Raw genomic sequence first — 20553 nt, 5'->3', positions numbered from 1 at the left:
TACATGTTATTTAAATTTTCGATCCATAAGTGGACGATAGGGAGATAGAAATGCCATCCAAGTATTCAAGATTAGAAGCGAAGAAATTTGCGGTAAATCGTAGCTCAAGAATTTTCGAAAGACCTTTAGATATTAATGGAAATTTACAAAAAGTGAGCGAGTATTATGGAGAGAGTGTTTTTCACTACCTAACTGCTCCAGGAATTCCTGAATCAATTAAAGATGAACTACTGGCCGTTTCAACTTCTGGAACTGCTTTAAAAAAAGAACATGCAGATATTGTTGCTAAGGCCGTTACGGAATGGGCCACTCAGAAAGGGGCCACACACTTTTGTCACTGGTTTCAGCCTCTAACTGGTTCTACTGCTGAAAAGCACGATGCCTTCTTAGATCTTGACGGTGAAACTCCCATTGAAAAACTCTCTGCTGGTCAGCTTATGCAAGGTGAGCCAGATGCTTCTTCTTTTCCAAATGGTGGATCGAGATCTACCTTTGAAGCGAGAGGTTATACATCGTGGGACCTTTCTTCCCCAATGTTCTTAATTGATGGAGTAAATGGAAAAACTCTTTGTATACCTACAGCTTTTGTTTCTTATCATGGTGATGCTCTCGATATGAAGACGCCACTTCTTAGATCAGTGACTAACTTAAATGAAGTCGCGACTAAGTTTATGAATATGATTGGTTTTTCAAATACCAAGAAAGTCACTGTGACTTGTGGAGCAGAGCAAGAGTACTTCTTAATTGATAAGGCCTTTTACTTTGCAAGACCAGACCTTGTAATGACTGGAAGAACTCTAATGGGTTCTCTCTCTCATAAGAATCAGCAATTAGATGATCACTACTTTGGAAGAATTCCTGAGAGAGTCCTCTCATGTATGGAAGAAATTGATTTTAAATTACATAAACTAGGAATTCCTGCTAAGACTAGGCATAACGAAGTTGCGCCGGGGCAATTTGAACTCGCTCAAATTTTTAGAGAGGCGAATGTCTCGGCAGATAATAATCAACTTGTTATGGCAGTGATTAAAGAAGTTGCTGAAAAGCATAATTTTATTGCTCTTCTTCATGAGAAACCTTTTGCTGGAATTAACGGTTCAGGAAAACATATCAACTGGTCAATGGCCACTGACGATGGAATGAACCTCTTAGAGCCAGGTGTGAATCCTGAGAAGAATTTAAAATTTCTAGCTGTCACTTCTATTGTTATTGAAGCCGTTCATAGAAGAGCGAAACTTCTTCGCATGGCAATTGCTTCACAGGGGAATGATCATCGTCTTGGCGCTAATGAGGCTCCTCCGTCAATTATCTCTGTTTTTACAGGTTCTAATCTTGAAAAAATATTTGAGGCGATTAAAAATGGTGAAACTGTTACTGAGGAAGGGAAAGTTATTCTTGATCTTGGTGCAAATCAGCTTGCTAATCTAATGATGGATAATACGGATAGAAATAGAACTTCTCCTTTTGCCTTTACAGGAAATAAATTTGAATTTAGAGCAGTAGGTTCTTCTCAGTCGATTAGTTTTCCACTGAGTATTTTAAATGCAGCAGTTACTGAAGTGTTCGAAGAATCAATTGCATTTCTTGAAAAAGAAATTAAGGCCACCTCGGTTGAAACAGCTCTCATGAACTTAACCCAGAAATGGCTTAAGAGTTCATGGAATGTTATTTTCAATGGAGATGGATATTCACAGGAGTGGGTAAAGGAAGCTGAAAAACGTGGACTTCCAAACTTAAAGAATACTGCTGATGCACTTCCCGCTCTCTTAGATCAAGAACAAACTAAGTACATGGTTGAGAAAGGAATATTCAGAAGAAATGAACTAGATATGAGATATAACGTACTTGTGGAAAGTTATAACACTCTTCGAGAGATTGAATTTCAGACGCAAATGGATATTGTCAAAAAGAATGTTCTTCCTGCGACGTTAGAGTACAAGAGAATTCTTGGAAAAGTCATTAAGCAACAAAAAGATATTGGCCTAGAGTCTTCAGTGGAGGTTGAGCTTTATAAGAAACTTAACTTTACTGTGGAGAGCCTCTATGCAAATTTATCAAATCTCTCAAATGCGTGTGAGGCCCTAAATGGTGATGCCGCTAAGAATTCATTTGAAATTGCAAATAATATCTTTCCTCTATCACAAGCTCTAGGAGTTTCGTGTAATCAAGTGGAAGACTTAATTCCAAATGATCTATGGCAATTGCCAACTTATTACGAAATGCTCTTTCTAAGATAGAGTCGAAAAAATTCCAATATTTCTAGGTGAGAGGGACTCGTTAAAGAGTTCCTTCATCTGGACTTTAAATCCTGCTTCTTCTAGTACAAGACATCTATCAGTTAAAATATAATGCTCTAATGCTCGTCCAAATTGCCAACGTAAAATATTTCCAAGATACATCTCTTTAACTTTTCCTTGAGTCTCTGTACTCTCATAGAAGTTTTGAAGCTCTTCCAATTGATAGGTATGATTAATATCTAGAGCTGATAATTTCTTGGCAGCGTAGTCTGAGAATTCACCCCAGTATTCTCTTGAATGAGAATCGCCAACCGAGATAAAATTAGGGCCACCGTGAATTTCATTTAAGAGAAGTTGCAGCGAGTACCGAAAGGATTTAACTCTCTCTTTTAGAAGATATTGTTTGAAGTCCATACTGGTGTAACCTCTAGAGGCTAATGTTAGTGCCCATCTTGAGAGGTCTAAGTTTTTATTTTCTTTTGAATAACTTGAAAGATTGGTATCATCGTCAGGGTTCATTTTTAGATAACAACACCCAAAATTTAAAAGAGACTTTGTTCGCATTCTTATATGAGTTTCAATAATAGAATTGGCAAGAGTTCCACAGGTGTGAAGACCAAGAGTTAGGGAGTCTCCAGTAAAGACGCTCTTCATTTTCTTAGCGTCACTTTCTCCTAGAAAATTCATGTGGATAAACTCTAGATCACTTGCTCCGTCAGGAAGTGGAAAAGCCTTTGATCTCTTCTCTCCAATTTCTTGAAATTCTTTATTGATATCTATGCTCTTAGTTCGTATGCCGTAGTAGTGAGCGAGAACTCTCGCTAGATGGCCGACGCCGCCTCCAATATCTATAGTATGAGAATGAGGGGATTTCTTTTCTAGATCATTAATAAAAGCTGTTATGAGAGTGATCTCATGTCTCTTCTTTTCTTTGACTTTTCTAAAGGCCCAGTCTGGAAATTCTCTCTCCTTTGAGTAGGTAAAGAAGTCGAGCTTTGTTAACTCCTTTAAAGACTCCATCATTTTAATTAGTGAGGTATTTTCTAATTTATCAGTCTGCCCAAAACAATCAAACTTCCATAACTCTTCTTTAGAGAGCTTTGCAAGATCATCTAACCATGATTGCCGGTAAACAGTCATAGTTTCTGGATAATTTTCTAGAATCTCTCTATTCCAAAGGGGCTCGTAGGGAGTTAGAAATTCGGTTAATCTATTAAAGTGCTCTTTATAGTTCAAAGTAGTTCCAAAAGTATTTTTTTCCTTGTTATAATGCCTTTAGACTCATATTTGAAGTCCTAAAAAGGGAGCAGACTTGTCTTTACAGGGTAAGAAAATAGCAGTTATTGGTATGGGAATTTCTGGAATTGCTAGCGCTAGGCTAGCGAGTGCTCTAGGAGCTTCTATATTGGTCGTAAATAGTGGAAATATTGAAGATTGGTCCCATAAAGTGAAAGGTATTTCCAATTGCACTCCCGTCTCTCAAAGTGATCCAACTCTTGGGGATAGATTAAGCGAAGTCTCTTTTATTGTTCTCTCTCCCGGAATTGCGAGAGAGAGTGAATTCTTAAAGGATGCTCTTCTTAAGGGAATCTCTATAATTTCAGAAATAGAATTCGCTTATGGGCACTTAAATTTAGAGGCCACTAAGATTATTTCTGTCACAGGAACAAACGGAAAGACAACGACTGTAACACTGCTAGATATACTGGCCAGGGGAGCAGGAAGAAGCGTCTTTCTTGGTGGGAATATTGGAACTCCTCTAGCTACTTATGCATTAGAAATTCTTTTAGAAAAAAGAAAAAGCGCAGACCTCGTTATTTTAGAACTCTCTAGCTTTCAATTAGAGAGTATGAAAACTTTTAAGTCGGATGTTGCCGCCATTTTAAATATTTCTGCTAATCACGGTGAAAGATACGAGAGTGTAAGAGATTACGCTCTTGCAAAATTTCACATTGCAGATCGAATGAGACCTGAAAATTGTGTCTTCATTGGTGACCTTGATGGTTTTGAAAGTGACTTTACTCCTGAGTGCAAGACTACTTTCTTGGCGAGTCCAAAGAGTATTGAAGAATTTGGAAGTGAGCTTAAGGGAAAATTTCATCTCATCGGTGAGCATAACTTGAGTAATTTAAATTTTGCAAAAATCTTACTTGAGTCGGTAGGAGTTAATTGGAAAGAGGGAATATCTACACTGGCCGACTTTCATGGCGTGCAGTATCGTCTCCAAAAGAGGTCAGCTAGAGTCGGAATTGAAGTCTTTAACGATGCTAAGAGTACAAATTGGGAAGCGACAATTACAGCTCTAAAGGCAGCAGTATTCTCTTTTTCAAATTCTAAAGTTCATCTGATCTTAGGCGGGCAACTACGAGGCCACGGAGATGAGCTAGAAGGAAAGCTTGATAACTTTAAAGATAGTATTACAACTCTCTATCTCTTTGGAGAATCGGGAAAGAGCTTACTTTCAGAAGCCTCAGCTAAATTTAAGTGCGAGTACTATAAGAATTTAGAAGAAGTTATAAAAAGAATTAAAGAAGTCGAAGAGGATGGAGTGGTATTATTCTCGCCGGCTTTTCCTTCTTTTGATTTATATGATAATTATGTGAAGAGGGGCGAGCATTTTGATGAGCTCGTTAGCGAATATCTTGGATCTTAATGGTCTTAGTACTAGAAGGCTTTCTTCCATCATTGGCCCTAAAAGTATCTGCTACAGCTATCTTTAAGAAAAAGACGCTGAGAATGACGAAGACAATTTTTGTTAAGTTTAAATGCATTTTATAAGCCGTTTAATTTATTGGTAAATCCAAGTTTTAATACTTTTCGGCTAAAGAAAAAAAAATTAAAGAAAAAAGTGAGGAATATCTTGAGAAATACGTTTTTTTTAGAAAAAGAGGTTATTGAGCAGCACTTAGAGCAGATGAGCGCTTATCTAAAGAAGAATTCTATAGATGCTGCCTATATTTCGAGCTTTGATATATTTATGAATGAGTATGTTCCAATGCAGGAGAGTCTACGTTATTACTTTTCTGGATTTTCAGGCTCAGTTGCTGAAGTTCTCCTTCTGTCTAATGGAAGTTGTCATCTCTTTGTCGATGGTCGTTATCATGAACAAGCGGATATCGAAGTGAAGGCCCAAGGGGTTATTGTTGAGAAGTGTCCTTTTGGAAAATCTCTTATAGATGCGACTTTAGAGAAAATAGAATCTTTAAATATTAAAACATTGTGGATTGATGGAGATAGAACTCCACTTGGTCACTTCGATGCATTTAAAGAAATTGTTGAATCAGTTGAAGTTGGAAATACTAAGATTGTTCAAAACTTTATCTCTTTCCAAGCTTTTTCTAAAGAGGTAACTTTGGAAAGAATAAAGAAGTTAAAATCTCCAAAAGAAAAAGTGAAATCTCTTTTAAAAGAAGGCGAGGCCATTTGGTTAAATTCATTAGATTCTATTTCTTGGATTACTAATCTTAGGGGTTATGGTCTTCCGTTTCAAAGTAGCTTCATGGCAAGATGCTTTGTCACAAGAGAGAGCATTGAACTTGCTATTCCAAATCATTATCTTCTAGATTTTGATGATGATTTCATTAACTTTCATAAGTGCTCAATTGATACTTTTTCAAAAACATTAGAGAAAAATCCTTCAGTTCAAAAAGTCTACTATGACCCAGCTCTAATTAATATTACAGACTATAACTTTCTAAGTGAGAAATTTGGAAAGGATAATCTTTGCGCACTTGTTAATGGGATTATTCCAACTCACGCTCTTAAATCAGAAAAGGAAATGGATTATATTAATGCGGCCTTTGAATCTGGAGATAGAGCGATTTTAAATTCTCTTAATTGGTTGAAGGAATCATTTCATAGTGGTGAAAAAGTTTCAGAACTTTCTTTCTACCATAAAGCGACAGAATTTTATTCTTTAGAAGGAGCGAAGGGGCATAGCTTTGGGACAATTGCTGGTTTCGGGGCGAACTCTTCTATTATTCATTATTCAAGTCCATCAGATAAGAAGTTTGCGACAGATGGAGAGATTGCACTAATGGACTCAGGAGCTTACTTTGAGGGTGGCTTTGCAACAGATACGACGCGAACAATCTTTCTTGGAAAAGGTGAAGCTAGCGCCAAGCAGAAACTTATTTATACTCTTGTCCTAAAAGGACTTCTTAATGCTCAAAGTGCTGTATTCCCAGAGGGAACATGGGGCTCTCACATTGACGCTCTTGCAAGAACTCCTATTCTCAGAGGTGGATTTAACTACGCACACGGAACAGGTCACGGTGTAGGAGTTAATGTTCACGAAGGTGGACTTCGTTTCTCTCCGACAAGTTCAATTCCACTTAAAGAAGGAAACTTAGGTTCGATAGAGCCAGGTATTTATCTCCCTGGATTTGGTGGAGTGAGACTTGAGAATATTGCTACAGTAATTAAGCATCCTACGATTGAAGGAATGCTTACTTTTAAACCAGTTGTCTATATTGGTTTTGATCATGCTCTAATAAATAAAGACCTTATGAATCAAGAAGAGATTCAGTGGCTAAATGAATACGAAGCTGAATGTGAGAAGAGAGGAACACTCTTCTCTTAAGAGAGGAGTGCCTTCCCTTTTGATTTAAGGGCCACTATAACGAGACCTATTACCAGTAGTAAGCTCGCAATTGGCTTTCCTCCGCGGTAGTCATCCTGAATATAGGCAACACTTCCGCATGAAGTTGGCTGCTCCCTTGGGTAGAGATAAGTAATACCATCCATATCATCTTCACCAAGTGAGACTCTATTGGCAATATTAGAAAAATACATTAGAGAGTCTGTCACCGGAGAGTGCCCAAGTCCTATGGCGTGACCTATTTCATGGGCGAGAACAGAAATAAATGATTCTCTTGAAAGATTGGCAAGACCTGAACCTGCTCTATTATTTAAGAGAATAACAGAACCAACAATATTATCTCCAGAAGTATTCACATTTGCAGTCACGGCCAAAACACCGTTAGAAGAAAAATTACTTGAGTTTGTATTACAGCTCATGAGAATTTGCGTTTGTCCTGAGAGTGCAGGATTAGCTGTACAGCCATTTGTATTAGAAGTACATAGAGGCCCTGACTCAAAATCATTAGAGACGCTCGTATGATTTCCTCTTCTAATTTTTAATTTACTTGTAGGAACTCTATTCCAGAATTTATTAACACCTTCTGAGGCCATGGAGAGAATTTCATCATTGGTATAAGGAAGGTTATCACAATCATGTGTGGCGAGGTTTACAACAACTTCCTCGCCGGGAAAGGCCGCTGCAAAGTTTGTATTCAATGTGAACGCGAAGGAATTAAAACTAAGAAGGAATAAAAGGAAAGCATTGAAAGTCTTAATTACCATTTTATTTCTCCAAAGTGGTAGTAAGCACTTAGTGCGTAACTAAACGCTCGTGATTCACTATCTGATAAATTTATAACCCAAGTTTCTACTCGTCCAGAAATATTCTTATAGAACTCCCAGTCGGCAGCTAGGTTCAATGTTAAATTACTTGAAATAGAGCTTCCATTTGGTAGAGGAAAATCTGTTGTTCCTACTCCATTACTAAGGCTCTCTGTTCCTCCAGAGGATGAGACTCTATTATATAGAAGACCTGGGCCAAAACTAAATTGAAAACTTTCTAAGTTATAGGCCACAGGAAATTGAAACCAATAAGTGAGCTTCTTTATATTCTCATCTCGTCCTGATCTTGGAAAAGAGATGGCCAGCTGGGGATTAAAAGAGAAAGATTCGTAGAGTTGAAATTCTACTCCACCAGCAATATAGGGAAGGAAGTCAAAGCTATTAGTGGAACCGCTTTCATCTTTTTGAACTTTTCCGACAAATTGAGTTAGAGAGCCGCCTCCCACAAAAACGTCGTTAATAGCGAAGAAGTCTGAGTTCTTTGATTCAGCATAGCTATTGCTGCTAAGAGCAATAATGATTAGTAGTATTAATTTTTTCATAGCAATATTTTTTATGAACATAGACAGAATGACAACTAAATAAAGGTCGTGGGAAATAAAACCTGTGTTCAAAAGTGGTATTTAGGCCTATTATTATTGCAAATATTTACCAAGGATGAGTTATGTTTGAAAATTATAAGACACCTGCTGAATTACTACCTAGTGACCCACGTTTTGGTTGTGGTCCGTCTCTTATTCCTGTTGAGTTCTTGGAGAAATTAGCAGCAACTGGAAATTCTTTAATTGGAACATCTCACAGAAAACCTGCGGTAAGAAAACTTGTTCAAGAAGCTCAAGAAGGGCTTACAAAATATTTTAATATTCCGTCGGACTATCAAGTCGTTCTAGGGAATGGAGGAGCAACTTTTCTCTTTGATATGATCGCTCTTGGTCTTGTTCGTAAGAAGGCAACTCATTTTACTTGTGGAGAGTTCTCTTCAAAGTGGTTTAAGTCGAGCAAGAGTGTTCCATGGATTGAGGCTTCTGAAGTAAGCGCTGAATTTGGACAAGGAGTGGTTGCTGAAAATGTTGCTGATTCTGATTTGATTGCGACGACATTAAATGAAACATCAACAGGTGTTCAAGTGGACGGACTACCGGAAGTAGATGGAGATACTCTTCTGTGCGTAGATGCAACTTCTGGAGCGGGGCAGGTTCCTTGTGATATTTCTAAAACAGATGTGTTCTTCTTTTCTCCGCAAAAAGTCTTTGCTTCTGAAGGTGGGCTTTGGGTTGCCTTCATGTCTCCAAAAGCTATTGCTAGATCAAAAGAAATTGAAGCTAATAAGGAAAGATATATTCCTGGAATTATGAGTTGGGACGCGGCGATTAGTAATGGTGAGAAGAACCAAACGTATAATACTCCATCGATCTCAACAATTTTCTTTTTAAATGAGCAAGTAAAGCTAATGAATGAATTTGGTGGATATGAAAAGGCAATCGAGTATGCAGAGAAGAAAGCGAAACTTCTCTATGGCTGGGCAGAGGAGAAGCCTTACCTAAGCTGCTATGTAGGTGAGGATAAGTTTAGATCTCGCGCAGTGGCGACAATTAATCTTGATGATAAGTACGATGCGTCTGAGCTAATAAAGATATTTGAAAAAGAAGGCTCTGTTAATGGTATCGATGCTTATCGAAAATTAGGTAAGAATCAATTTAGAATTTCTCTTTTTCACAATGTGAAGTATGAAGACCTCGAAAAGTTGACTAAAATGATTTCCATGGCCGTCGAGTCGTAAGTCTATAAAATGACAGAATTTTGAGGTAGGCTACTATTTTAAAATTCTGTCTCATCTCTTTTAAATTCCAGTGTTTAATAGGTAAAATTTGAGTTCCCTATCATTAAAGACTACTTTTCTGTAAAATATCTATAGTTGTGAGTTCTACAACTAGAGAGAAAGGTAGTTATGAAGATCATTTTCTTATTAATACTTTTAGTATTTCAAAACTCTTTTGCGTCCCAAGAGAGTATTTCCATTAAAGATGTTGAAAAAATATTCCTAGATGAAATAAAGAACGAGAAGTCATCCGATGAAGATAAATTTCTACTCTTTAATTTAGCGGGTAGAGAGCTTTATAACTATAAGTACTTTGATAAGTCTAAAGAGTATTATGAAAAAGCAATAGGACTTAGAACAAGTCAAGATAGTACCGAAGCCTATATTAATCTCATGGCCATTGAGCATGCAAAATCAAAAGAAATTTCTAAAAGAACTTATGATAGAGCAATGGATTACTTCAAAAAATCGAAGAAGATTAGTGATGACGGAATTAAAAGGTATATGGAGTTTATTTATTCAAACTTCATAGATAAGAATGGTTCTAAGAAATTTGAAGGATTCTACGGAGAGTTCTCGAAACAAAATTCAATAAAGAAATTAATTGAAGAAAAAAAGTATAAAGAGGCCCTCTCTTTAATTAATACGACGAATATGGAAGAAAGGGACTTTGTTACAAAGATTCGCTATGACCTACTTAGATCAATTGTCCTCGGAAAGAAGAATCTTTCGCTATCATGTAAATCTAAACTAGATAAGTATCCCGATTCAATTGCATGGACAATTGAAGCCTGTAAGACATTAGTTAGTTATCAAAAAGGAAAAACTCCAAGTAAGGCTGATTTAAAGAGGATTGTTGAATCAGCAAAAGAGCAGAGGAGTTCTAGTCAGTATCTCGTTCAAATTTTTGGAGATTTAAAGTGAGAAAGTTCTTAAAATTAAATTTTCTATTGTTGCTACTTGTGTTGACGATTTCTAGTTGTAATCAAAATATGATAGGAGCTGGTTACGCTGTTAAAAATCTTGTGACAGCACCTTTTAAAGCGGTAGGTAATTACTTTAGTAATAATGCATACGATAATATTAAAGAGCAATCGAATGATAAGTCTTCAACACCAACTGAGTGTTGGGTAAAAAGGAAGTCTGTATTGCCTGGGCTACAAGGAATTGAAGATATCACCAATGCAGTAAGGGCCAATGTTTGCTCTTGCGTTCCTTGGGGCAGCTGTACAGTAGAGGAGTGTCCTTGTTCAAGAATGTGCCCAGAAGGATTTGATATTTTTAAAAGGCCAGGGCAGAAGTCTACCGCAGATTTATCTACCAGAGAGAATTCTCTTAGCTTTATTAATGGTGGTGGAGGTGGAGAAATTGAAGCGACACAAGGTTTTTGCTGGGGGCATGCTTCTGTTACTAGTAAGTTTAATCGATTGTCCTTCTTTAAAAAAGACGAAAAGCCAAAGTATAGTTTGAAGTCTAAAGATAGAGAAGAGCAGAAGAAGGCCCTAGATTACTATAAGGATCTTATTGATGATGTCGTTGATAATAAGGTGACAACAATACCAGGCCTTTCAAGCTTACGTGAGCTTTCTGAATTTCCCGGATTAGAGAGTTACATCGCCGACAAAGTTGCACATGAATGGGCGCAGAGAGCAATGAGTACAGCAGGACTTGGAATTGCCTTAAAATCAGGAGCAATGAGCAGAGAGAAATCTTCTGAATTCTTTAATACCATTAAAGAGAAAGTTGATCAGAATCAGCAACCTCAAATTGTATTCACAAAGAGAGGAAGTGCCATGTATACCCACGCAGTACTAGTATCACATTATATTAAAGAAAGAGATGGTAGTACCACTCTATGCATAAGGGATAATAATAGATCTAGATATTCAATTGATAGAGTTAAATCTGATTGCGTTGATAAGATGTCTATTAAAGGAGACGGAAGTATCCGCTATTCTCAGTGGGGAGACTTAGGAGGAGCGGAAATAGCTTTTAACGAAAATCCTGATGCACTTACACAGATAAATAATCTAAAAGAGCACTGTGATAAAGAAAAGGGATGTAATAAGTAATTAAATTACTTATCTCTCGATTCTAGATTGTAATAAAGGTTACTCTTGTACTTAGAAATTGTTCCAGAAGCCTCTTCACCTTCTAGTAGGCGACATTTTCCAAAAACATTAATAAATTCTCCAGAGATGTCATTCATGTCTAAAGGGAAGAGTCTACTCTCATTAAAGTAGGAAACATTTTTAATTTTAAAACGACAACCAAAATTTGTATTCTCTAAACTCTTAACTTCTCCTACAAACATGGCTTCCGGGTATTCATAATCAAGTTCATATACATCACGAGATATTTTTGAATCAGGATGTAGCCAACAGCTTGGTCTTGAAAGAGAGAGTGCACCGTGAACATAACTGGTATAGCGACAGCTAACCTTTGAATAATCATTAAAAAGAGTTCTCTCTGTTTGTGTGGTATCAAGTTTTGTGTAATCTTCCCACTTTTCTCTTGGGGTTAACTCTTGATCTACTTTAAGCGTGTCCCTTGAAGCAATAAGTAAATCAGTGCAAAGAGAGAGAGTTGAAGGGGAAGTTTCCTTGCATTTATCTCTTTGCCAGTCTGTTGCTATTCTATTTGTAGGAAATTTTTGAAAGTACTTTCTTAAGCAGATACTTGTTGCAAAGTAGTCAGCTTCTGATTCTGCAGCATACTTGAGAGTAGGCATAACTTTATAGCCCTTAGAGATAAGATGGCCTAACTCATGGCAGATAGTTAGAGCGAAACTTTCCTTTGTTACAACATTAAGTCTCGCGTACCCTCCATAGAGATTGATAACACCGGTATTATCACTTCTATTTGCACCTGCATTTGTTGTATTTGATTCCCAATTTAAATTGAGAGAAATACTTAATCCCGAGTCTGAAATTTCAGAAGTCATGACCTCTAAGACATTCTTAGGAATTTGCTGAAACTCTACTTCATCAATTGATGCAAGAGCTGTATTTGAAATAAGTAGTAAGATGATTAAGATTTTCTTCATGATTTCTTATATAGAAAAAAGAGAAGAATGTCTTAAATGTTGTATTTTCTTCAAGGCAGGGCCATAGGTCGACCCTGCAACTCTTAGTTATTTGGAGAACTATTATAGTTTTCTAGGAATTCTTTTTTAAATTCTGTAAATCTATTTTCTAGTATTGCTTCTCTCGCTCTTTCGGCAAGACCTTTGTAGAAAGCAATATTGTGAGCAGTCGCTAAAATTGCTCCCAGAATTTCATTTGAATCAAAGAGATGTTTTACATAAGATCTCGTAAAGTTCTTACATGTATAGCAGTCACAGTTTGGATCAATAGGATAAAAATCTCTTCTATAATTCTTATGTTTAATTCTAATTTTCCCTCTATTTGTAAATAGAGTTCCACCTCTGGCAAACTTAGTCGGAATGATACAATCACTCATATCAATACCATTTTCCCAGATCATTAAAAGATCTTCTGGATTTCCAACTCCCATTACATATCTTGGTTTATCGACGGGCATAAGAGGAGCAGTATAGGAGACAATTTTCTCCATTAGCTCTGGTCCCTCTCCAACAGAAACGCCTCCAATAGCATAACCAGGAAGGTCTCTCTTGATGAGTTCTTCCACACACTCAGATCTATACTCGTCGTAAGTAGACCCCTGAATAATTCCAAAGAGTGCTTGTTTTGGATTAGTCCAAGTTGTAATACATCTATCTAACCATCTATGGGTTCTATCAATGGAATCCTTCGTATAGCTCTTAGAAGCTGGGTATGGAATACATTCATCAAAGGCCATCATTATATCTGAACCAAGGTTTTGCTGAATCTCTATACTTGTTTCAGGAGAGAGAAGAACTGTCTTACCTTTTTGATCTCTAAACTCAGCACCTTCTTCTTTAATCCCTTTCTTTTGAAGAGAGAAGACTTGAAATCCACCTGAGTCAGTTAGAATTGGTCTTGGCCAGCCCATCCACTTATGGAGCCCTCCGGCCTTTTTTATGAGATCAGAGCCTGGACTAAGGTGAAGGTGATATGTATTTGAGAGGATAACTTTTGTATCCATATCTTCAAGAACACTTGGTTGAAGGGCCTTAACAGCTCCGTGGGTACCAACTGGCATGAAAACTGGAGTTGGAATATCTCCATTTGGTGTTCTTATTACTCCGGCACGGGCCTTAGAGTTCTTATCAACATGAGTTAGCTCAAAGCTAAAAAATTCTTTTACACGGTCCTGAATTCTGGACATCTTGGGCACTCCTAACTAGTTTTTTGAATTTATGACAGATTATAGTGAGAATTTCCACTTAATTAGTAAGATGTGAATGATTTCCATAGTATTTCTACTGATTTATACTAAAAAAGTTTAAATTCTCACTTTCAAGGTTCTCTTTGAGTCTCTTCAAAGAGTTATTTAATTCAGAAACTTTTATAAAGTTATTAAACTCCAAAGTACTCTCTAGGTATTCTTGAATATTAGAAATTTCAGAAGTTAGAGATTTCTTAAATGGACCTCTTTCTTCTACTGGAAGTGACTGCAACAGAGTTAAGTAGGTTCTTGTAAATTCGAAGTAATATTCATAACTCTTGGCCAATTCCTTATCTGTGAGATCTTTTTTCGTTTCTGTAATTGAAGTCAGAAGATCTAGAGTCGTTGACCAATCATAGGATTCGTTCTTCTTTATAAGTGAGAATACTTTAATTTGTTGAAAGAAGTTTTCAATAATTTTGGTTGTGAGTCTTGCATACTTCTTAGGTGCACTAGATCTATAATTTAGAGTATTTCCACTTCTAAAAATAATTAAGTACTCAGTTCTAATTGAAGAGGGGCTTTGGATAGTGTTGGAAATAATAATTCTATCTTGGTTTTTAAATAGAGAGAGTGAAGAGGAATTATTAACACTTAAATTTTCCAATAAAATACCATTAAGACCCATTAAGTCTTGTAGGAAGACACCATGATTTAGGAAAATACTCTGTGCATTTTCTGGATCAAGATTTAGTGAATTCTTTACGAGTTGAAAGAGTTGATCAAAGGCGTTGATTGTAAAAAGGTCAATAGGTTTCTCACTTTCAAGCTCTGTCTGAAGATCAGGGTAGTGAATAGAGAACATAGGATTAAGCTTTATAAGAGGCAGTATCTTATTGAGAATTTCAACTTCTCCTTCATAAGATACATTCGTCCAAGAATTTAAATTCTTCTTATTAATAAATTTAAGAGAAGCTTTCGTTTTTTCTTTTTGATTTTTTATTGCTGAAAAGATCAACGTGTCTTTAGACGTTTTCCCTTTAAAGTAAAGATTTAAACTAGCATTAGACCATTCATTTTCAACAAGTTCTGCTTTCTTTGAAGGTCTTGTCTCTTGTTGTTCAAAGACTTCTCTTGCTTGAAATTTATCTAAATTAAGAAGCACCGGTGTATAGAGAGGACTTAGAAGAAGAATTGGAAAGAGAATCAAAATACCTAGGGTTTGGAGGAACTTCGAAGGCGTGTGAAGTCTAGAACCTGAAAGAACTTCTTTTAGAGTTCTCTTTTTTACAATGCATGGAAGATCAAAAATGAGCAGAGGTGTTGTCGCTAAGGAGAATATACTTCGTAGCACTCCTTTTATTCTAGAAGCGATAGCACCACTATCACCTCTAACTCCAAGAAGAAGATAGGCGATATTTACTCCAAAGAGTAGTGTTGTTGAGAGCTCTATTAAAATAAAGACGAGGATAATTTGTATGATCTGCGCCGATAAAATATTTGAATAGGGAATAGGAGTTATAATTTTTTGAAAGTCTGCAATATACTTACCTATATGGGCATTTACTTCAAAAATAGGGAAGACCTGATCTACAATGCTGTAGCTGATGGCAATTAATGAGAGAAAAGAAAAGAATCTTGTAAAGAAACCGGGAGGAACTCTTGGAATTGATTTATTCTTGTTCTTAGAAACAATATCTTTCTTTACATCAATCTTCTTTACTTTAAAAATATTTGTTAGTTTTTGAACTAAAGTACCTTCACTTTCACTTGTGCTCTCATCATCTTCAAATTCTTCTTCATCATCTTCCGCGAGATCATCAATACTTTGAAAGCTTGGAGTCGTTTGAGCTTCTATCTCTTCGTCTTGGACATCGCCATCTTCATATTCAATTAACTCTTCTTGTACTACTTGATGAACAGGGTCAGTTTTCTCTTCAAATAGCCCTTTTAATTCATCAGGAGTTTCATTAGGAGCATCACCTTCTCTAATGAAAATTTCAATATCACCAAGTTTCAATTCATCGCCAATATTTAGAATATACATCTTTCCATGTATGAGTTCTTGTTTTCCAAGATAGGTTTTATTTTGTCCACCAAGATTGTGTAGGGAGAGAACTCCATTGTGAGTTCTAAAACTTAAGTGTAGTGGTGAGAGGTTATAATCCTCAATACAGAGTTCACTCTTGTCTGAACTTCCAAGAGATAATTTATTAATGATACTTACTCTGTGAGGAGATTGGTCGGGAAAGCGAATATCAAGTTCGTAGTTGATTTGATTACTCAAGAATTGAAACCTTTATAAAAAATTAAGCTCTCTCTATTTTCGGTGCTAAAGCTAATTTATGCAAGTGATTCTGTCCATTTCATTGGAATGAATTAAACAAATTTTCCCCGTGGTAATAAAGTCGTTAACTCACGATAATAATAAGAAATTCTTACAAACACAGGAGAGTGTAAATGACCACATGGAAGAACCTTGCTCTAGCAGGATGCTTAGGGCTAGTTGCTACAAATTCTTTTTCTTACGATATTGTTGATCGTGCGAAATTGATCGATGATAAATTTAAAACCCAAGAGATGCTTAGACCATACGGTCATGATTTCTATTTAAATATTAATGGGGCAGTGACAACTGATGCCATGGATTTAAAGGATGATGCTGATAAAATTGGTGATATTAACTCGGGAAGTGTTACTGCTGACCTTGCTGAGGCCAATAGAATTCTTGAAAAATACTATGATAAGGAGCAAGTGCTAAGAGCTAAAGTCGATTTTGGGATCCCAATCTTTTCTTTTAAGGCCTTTGATATTGATTTCAAGCCAAATTTTAGATTTGGAGCAGGTGTTCTAGCCGTCCTTACACCAAAGAAAGAGCAGAGTAGTATTTCTACAATTATTGATAATCTTGATGAAATTCCTGCTAATATTCGAACAGCTCTTAAGAGTTGCTTGAATACAATTGTAACAAATAACAATCCAGCTGATAATGGAAAAGATTTACTTGTCCTATGTGTTGGAAATGGTATTACTCAAGCTCAAGCTGATCAAATTAAGGATACTTATAACGTAGATAAAATTCCTTATGAGTCATCAATTGCAACAACAACGACAACTACTCCAAGTGTTGATATCTACGCTAAAGTAGAAGCGAAAGCTGGTCTTTGGTTTGATTACACAAAGGGTGAGCACTTCTTTGGGACATTTGGACTTTACGGACTTGGAAGACTTGATATTAAAAAGAGAGCCGATGGGGTAATCCTACTTGGTGGTGGTGGTAATATTGATACTGCTAATAACACTCTTATTAATGCGGCAATTGATTATAGATTTGGTTATAAGAATTCAAATTACTCAGCATTTGCTGCTGTGGAAGAATTAAAGCTTGCAGAAATTTCTTCTGAAGATGAAGGAACACCATCTTATGGCAACAGCGCCTTAATTAGACTGCACGGTCAAGCTGACTATAAATTAAGTTTCTTTAAACTCTCTCCATTTGCAGGAACTCATATGAGAAGTGGATATGGAATCGGTGATGGATTCTATCTTGGGGCTGATTGGGGAATGCACACTTGGGAAGAGAGACTTGCTCTTACTTTTAGAACGCAGGTTGATACTGAGCATTTAACTCTTGGAGTTGCCGCTAAACTATGGCTTCTTCAACTTGATCTTCAAGGAAAATTTGCTGTTAAAGATAAAGTTGATGACATCAAAGTATCTAATTACTACTCAGCTAATTTTAGATTATTCTTCTAGATTTAACACTTTTGGCCTCAGTCTCTGGGGCCATTTTTTTTAACCTCTCTAAATACTTAATTTTAAAGCTTAAATTTAACGTGTAATTAATTTAAAGGTAATGACTTTAAGTAACTCCTTTGTTAAAAATCGAACACTTATATTTTATTGAAGGAAGAGAAATGTCGAAGTTTGAAGATTTACTACATAATGCAGAGTTGCTTAGATATATTGAAGATCAAGGTTTTAAAACACCAACTCCTGTTCAGGTAAAAGGAATTCCTCTTCTTGCTAAGAAAGAGTCAATTTCTCTACTTGGAAAAACTGGGACGGGGAAAACTCTCTCTTACGCTCTTCCAATTGTTCAAAACTTAAAAGAAGTAGAAGATAGAAATGTGGAAACAATTCCAGGTGCGCCGAAGGCGTTAATCATTCTGCCAACAAAGGAGCTGACTTCACAGGTCTATCAAGTTTTTAAAGATATCTCTCACTTTGCAAAATTAAGAGTAAGACAACTTCTTGGTGGGGAAAAAGGTCAAAAGAGTAGAGACCTTGGAACATCTGCAATTGATGTACTGATCACTGGTCCTGGAAGACTTGCTCAAATGCTTGAGAAGAAGGAAATTACACTTAGTGAAGTAAAGTACTTCATTCTCGATGAAGCTGATACTCTTCTTGATATGGGATTTTTCAAAGATATTCAAAAGCTCTGGGGATACTGCGAATGGGATGATTGTACTGTTGGTCTAATCTCGGCAACAATGCCAAATGACTTTGATAAATTTAAAGAAGAAGTTTTTAGCAAAGTTGATTTTAAAATGCTTGAAGTCGGTGGCCATTCAATAAAGCAAGATATTGAAACTTTCAATATTGATATTGGTCAAAAAGAAAAGAACTCTATGGTAGAGCTTTTCCTTGAAAAGCAGGCAAATGGTAGTGGGATGATTTTCTGTAATAGAAAAGAAACTACGACTGAACTTTATGATTTCTTGAAAGTAAAATATCCAAGTAAGAGATTCTTTATTTTAAATGGAGAGATGGAAGCTAAAGATAGAAATGCTTCTATGAAGAAATTTAGAGATAAAGGAGGGGTGATGATCTGTACTGATATCGCCGCTAGAGGGATTGATATTCCATCTCTAAATTGGGTACTTAATTACGATCTTCCATTTGAAGCAGTCTTTTATATTCATAGAAGTGGACGTGTGGGGCGTGGAGGAAGAAAGGGAAGTGTTTATAACTTCGTAACTTCAAGAGATCTTAATTTAATTTCTAGAATTAATACTTCTATCAAGGAGCAATCCCTTCTTAAGTTGACAACAATTAATACGAAGATGCAAAGAGAGCTCACTAAGAAGAAAGTAGCGAGAGGAAAAGTTAGTGAAGTTCCTGTTAAGAAAGTTGCTAAGAAGAGACCTCAGGTTGGAGGAAGACATTCTCCAAGATATAAGAAAACCAAGTAATTCAAATTTCTAGTTTTTGCCATATTGGTATATAATATCTCTATGGCAAAAATAATATCTATTCTATCCTTATTCATTCTCATTTCCTGCTCAAAAGAAGAGCGCTATTCTGCTAGTCAAATGTGGAAGATGGCGCAGACGAAGGATCCTAATATAGAGCTCGTCATCATTACTGATCCGGCCAAGAGAATTCTCTGTGAAAATTATCATGTCAAAGGATGTATTAGAGGTTCAGGAAAGAGAATAAAACTGCGCTTAGTAGATTTGATTGCCATTGAATTTGATACCGAAGAAAATGCGAGAGCTGCTGCACTTACTTATAATCAATACTACGCCAGAAATTGGTTCTTCGATGATGTTAAGGGTGAGCCTGTTCTTGAGAATTTTGTGAAAGAAGTCTTTGATGCTAAGAACCCAAAAAGCTCAAAATAGAAAAGTTAGAAATCTCTTTTCAAATTCAGAAACTTTCCTTCTCCATTCTCTGATGAAATCTTTATCATCACTACTTTCGTATTGATCTAATGTTTCGTTAAAGAGTTTTACCCATCTTAAGACTTCTCCCTTATTAGGGTTTAGTGCCTTATGAATATTGATAAGATCAAATCTCTTCTCTTCTTTTGTAATTCTCTCTCCTAGAAGTTGTACACGCCAGAATTTTTCAATTCTAGGAAGATGACTTTTAAAGGCCTCTAGTGGGGGAGAGAGTGGATCAAGAGATTTAAATTCTTGAATTTTTCTAAACTGATAGCCAATAAGAAAGTCTGTAGTGGCCTTTTCGTAAAAAGAGTAAGTTACATCATGGATTAGTTGATCTTTTTTGTCTGGCATTTCGTTCTATCTCATTAAATTCATTCGCTATACGAAGAAAAGTAAAGTCAGTGTAAAGTAGTCCAATTTAAATCCGATAAATTAAGTACAGCAAATATCGGAGCGAAATACTATGAAGAAAACTCTTCTTATCCTAACATTAACTGGTTTATTTTCAATAGGGGTTCTGGCCGAGGATATACAGGTTAAATCTTTAAATCAAGGAATATGCTGGATAAAGGAGGAAGTAGGCTCTGTTAAGATGGCCTCTTTTAATCAAGGTATCAGTGTAGAACTCAATGATCAGAGTCTCGGTCGAATTCATGAATTGAATCTTCCTACTCGTTTTGAAGGCGCTCTAGAAGCTAGGGCCTTTTGCAGCTCTCATGGCCTAAGTTTAGTCTTTAATGCTGTTGAAAAAAATAAGAGATATTGTATCTGGCTTCAAGTGGAGCAAGATGGATTTAAAACTCAGTCGGTAGGTTTCACAGATTCAGAGGGAACTTGTGATGGCTATAAACCAGGAACACTTGTTCTTACATTATCGGAGAGTGGAATTGATGAAGGGAGCTTCTTAAAGAAATTAGAAGATAGATCTATTGCAATTAACTTTAAATCTTTTGAAGTTATTTCAGAAGGTTTAGTAAAGATAGAATTAAACGAGGAAGACTGGGGGAGCGAATCTGAGTTCAGTACGAAGTTTCAAGATCTCAGTTCAGTAAAGTATGCGGAGAAGTCATTCTTCTACCACTCTATTGGAGAGTGGAGCGACCTAGAAACTCTAGGTCGTGAATAA

The 20553-nt window shown here is 36.4% G+C and carries 17 protein-coding genes; 10 read left to right on the top strand and 7 right to left on the bottom strand.

Annotated features, from left to right (window positions below):
- Positions 1-50 precede the first annotated feature (50 nt).
- Entirely contained in the window at positions 51-2237 is a 2187-nt protein-coding gene (locus tag CES88_RS05365) for a glutamine synthetase III (protein WP_290732038.1), read from the top strand.
- On the opposite strand, the gene CES88_RS05360 is transcribed toward CES88_RS05365, so the two are convergent.
- Entirely contained in the window at positions 2229-3473 is a 1245-nt protein-coding gene (locus CES88_RS05360; protein ID WP_290732035.1) for a methyltransferase, read from the bottom strand. The two genes, CES88_RS05365 and CES88_RS05360, sit on opposite strands and share 9 nt — an antisense overlap.
- Positions 3474-3549: 76 nt before the next feature.
- Here CES88_RS05360 and murD point away from each other — a divergent pair, with 76 nt between their 5' ends.
- Both murD and CES88_RS05350 read left to right on the top strand, forming a co-directional pair.
- Positions 3550-4890, top strand: coding sequence for a UDP-N-acetylmuramoyl-L-alanine--D-glutamate ligase (gene murD / locus CES88_RS05355; RefSeq protein ID WP_290732032.1), 1341 nt, complete (start codon positions 3550-3552; stop codon positions 4888-4890).
- Between the two features lie 207 nt (positions 4891-5097).
- On the top strand, positions 5098-6819 hold the full coding sequence (locus tag CES88_RS05350) for a M24 family metallopeptidase (protein ID WP_290732028.1): 1722 nt from the start codon (positions 5098-5100) through the stop codon (positions 6817-6819).
- Here CES88_RS05350 and CES88_RS05345 read toward each other — a convergent pair.
- Together CES88_RS05345 and CES88_RS05340 are read right to left on the bottom strand one after the other, a co-directional pair.
- Entirely contained in the window at positions 6816-7601 is a 786-nt protein-coding gene (locus CES88_RS05345) for a matrixin family metalloprotease (protein WP_290732026.1), read from the bottom strand. The genes CES88_RS05350 and CES88_RS05345 overlap by 4 nt on opposite strands.
- Complete coding sequence (locus CES88_RS05340; RefSeq protein WP_290732024.1) at positions 7595-8203, bottom strand: hypothetical protein; 609 nt, start codon at positions 8201-8203, stop codon at positions 7595-7597. Before CES88_RS05340 ends, CES88_RS05345 begins: the two co-directional genes overlap by 7 nt.
- A gap of 122 nt (positions 8204-8325) precedes the next feature.
- Here CES88_RS05340 and CES88_RS05335 point away from each other — a divergent pair, with 122 nt between their 5' ends.
- The 3 genes from CES88_RS05335 (at position 8326) to CES88_RS05325 (ending at position 11552) form a co-directional block, all read left to right on the top strand.
- The gene (locus CES88_RS05335; protein WP_290732021.1) at positions 8326-9441 is read left to right on the top strand and encodes an aminotransferase class V-fold PLP-dependent enzyme; all 1116 of its coding nucleotides are present in this window, start codon (positions 8326-8328) and stop codon (positions 9439-9441) included.
- A gap of 168 nt (positions 9442-9609) precedes the next feature.
- Positions 9610-10404, top strand: a complete 795-nt coding sequence (locus tag CES88_RS05330; RefSeq protein ID WP_290732018.1) for a hypothetical protein — start codon at positions 9610-9612, stop codon at positions 10402-10404.
- Positions 10401-11552, top strand: a complete 1152-nt coding sequence (locus tag CES88_RS05325; RefSeq protein WP_290732015.1) for a hypothetical protein — start codon at positions 10401-10403, stop codon at positions 11550-11552. The genes CES88_RS05330 and CES88_RS05325 overlap by 4 nt, the downstream gene beginning before the upstream one ends.
- Positions 11553-11557: 5 nt before the next feature.
- On the opposite strand, the gene CES88_RS05320 is transcribed toward CES88_RS05325, so the two are convergent.
- The 3 genes from CES88_RS05320 to CES88_RS05310 form a co-directional block, all read right to left on the bottom strand.
- A complete protein-coding gene (locus CES88_RS05320; RefSeq protein WP_290732012.1) occupies positions 11558-12526 on the bottom strand; it encodes a hypothetical protein in 969 nt (322 codons plus the stop codon).
- A gap of 83 nt (positions 12527-12609) precedes the next feature.
- A complete protein-coding gene (gene tgt, locus CES88_RS05315) occupies positions 12610-13752 on the bottom strand; it encodes a tRNA guanosine(34) transglycosylase Tgt (RefSeq protein ID WP_290732009.1) in 1143 nt (380 codons plus the stop codon).
- Between the two features lie 94 nt (positions 13753-13846).
- Positions 13847-16039, bottom strand: a complete 2193-nt coding sequence (locus CES88_RS05310) for an FHA domain-containing protein (RefSeq protein ID WP_290732006.1) — start codon at positions 16037-16039, stop codon at positions 13847-13849.
- A 173-nt stretch (positions 16040-16212) separates the two neighbouring features.
- Here CES88_RS05310 and CES88_RS05305 point away from each other — a divergent pair, with 173 nt between their 5' ends.
- The 3 genes from CES88_RS05305 (at position 16213) to CES88_RS05295 (ending at position 19382) form a co-directional block, all read left to right on the top strand.
- Complete coding sequence (locus CES88_RS05305) at positions 16213-17508, top strand: hypothetical protein (RefSeq protein ID WP_290732003.1); 1296 nt, start codon at positions 16213-16215, stop codon at positions 17506-17508.
- Positions 17509-17669: 161 nt separating this feature from the next.
- Positions 17670-18950 (top strand): DEAD/DEAH box helicase, encoded by a 1281-nt coding sequence (locus tag CES88_RS05300; RefSeq protein WP_290732001.1) that lies wholly within the window; start codon positions 17670-17672, stop codon positions 18948-18950.
- A gap of 42 nt (positions 18951-18992) precedes the next feature.
- The gene (locus CES88_RS05295; protein WP_290731998.1) at positions 18993-19382 is read left to right on the top strand and encodes a hypothetical protein; all 390 of its coding nucleotides are present in this window, start codon (positions 18993-18995) and stop codon (positions 19380-19382) included.
- Here the strand turns inward: CES88_RS05295 and CES88_RS05290 are convergent.
- On the bottom strand, positions 19374-19778 hold the full coding sequence (locus CES88_RS05290; RefSeq protein ID WP_290731995.1) for a hypothetical protein: 405 nt from the start codon (positions 19776-19778) through the stop codon (positions 19374-19376). The two genes, CES88_RS05295 and CES88_RS05290, sit on opposite strands and share 9 nt — an antisense overlap.
- A 112-nt stretch (positions 19779-19890) precedes the next feature.
- On the opposite strand from CES88_RS05290, the gene CES88_RS05285 reads away from it, so the two are divergent.
- The gene (locus CES88_RS05285) at positions 19891-20553 is read left to right on the top strand and encodes a hypothetical protein (protein WP_290731992.1); all 663 of its coding nucleotides are present in this window, start codon (positions 19891-19893) and stop codon (positions 20551-20553) included.

The organism is Halobacteriovorax sp. JY17, assembly GCF_002753895.1.
In the GTDB taxonomy this organism is placed as follows: domain Bacteria; phylum Bdellovibrionota; class Bacteriovoracia; order Bacteriovoracales; family Bacteriovoracaceae; genus Halobacteriovorax.
The sequence above is the reverse complement of the archived record's forward strand: the minus strand, read 5'-3'. Positions and strand labels throughout refer to the sequence as shown.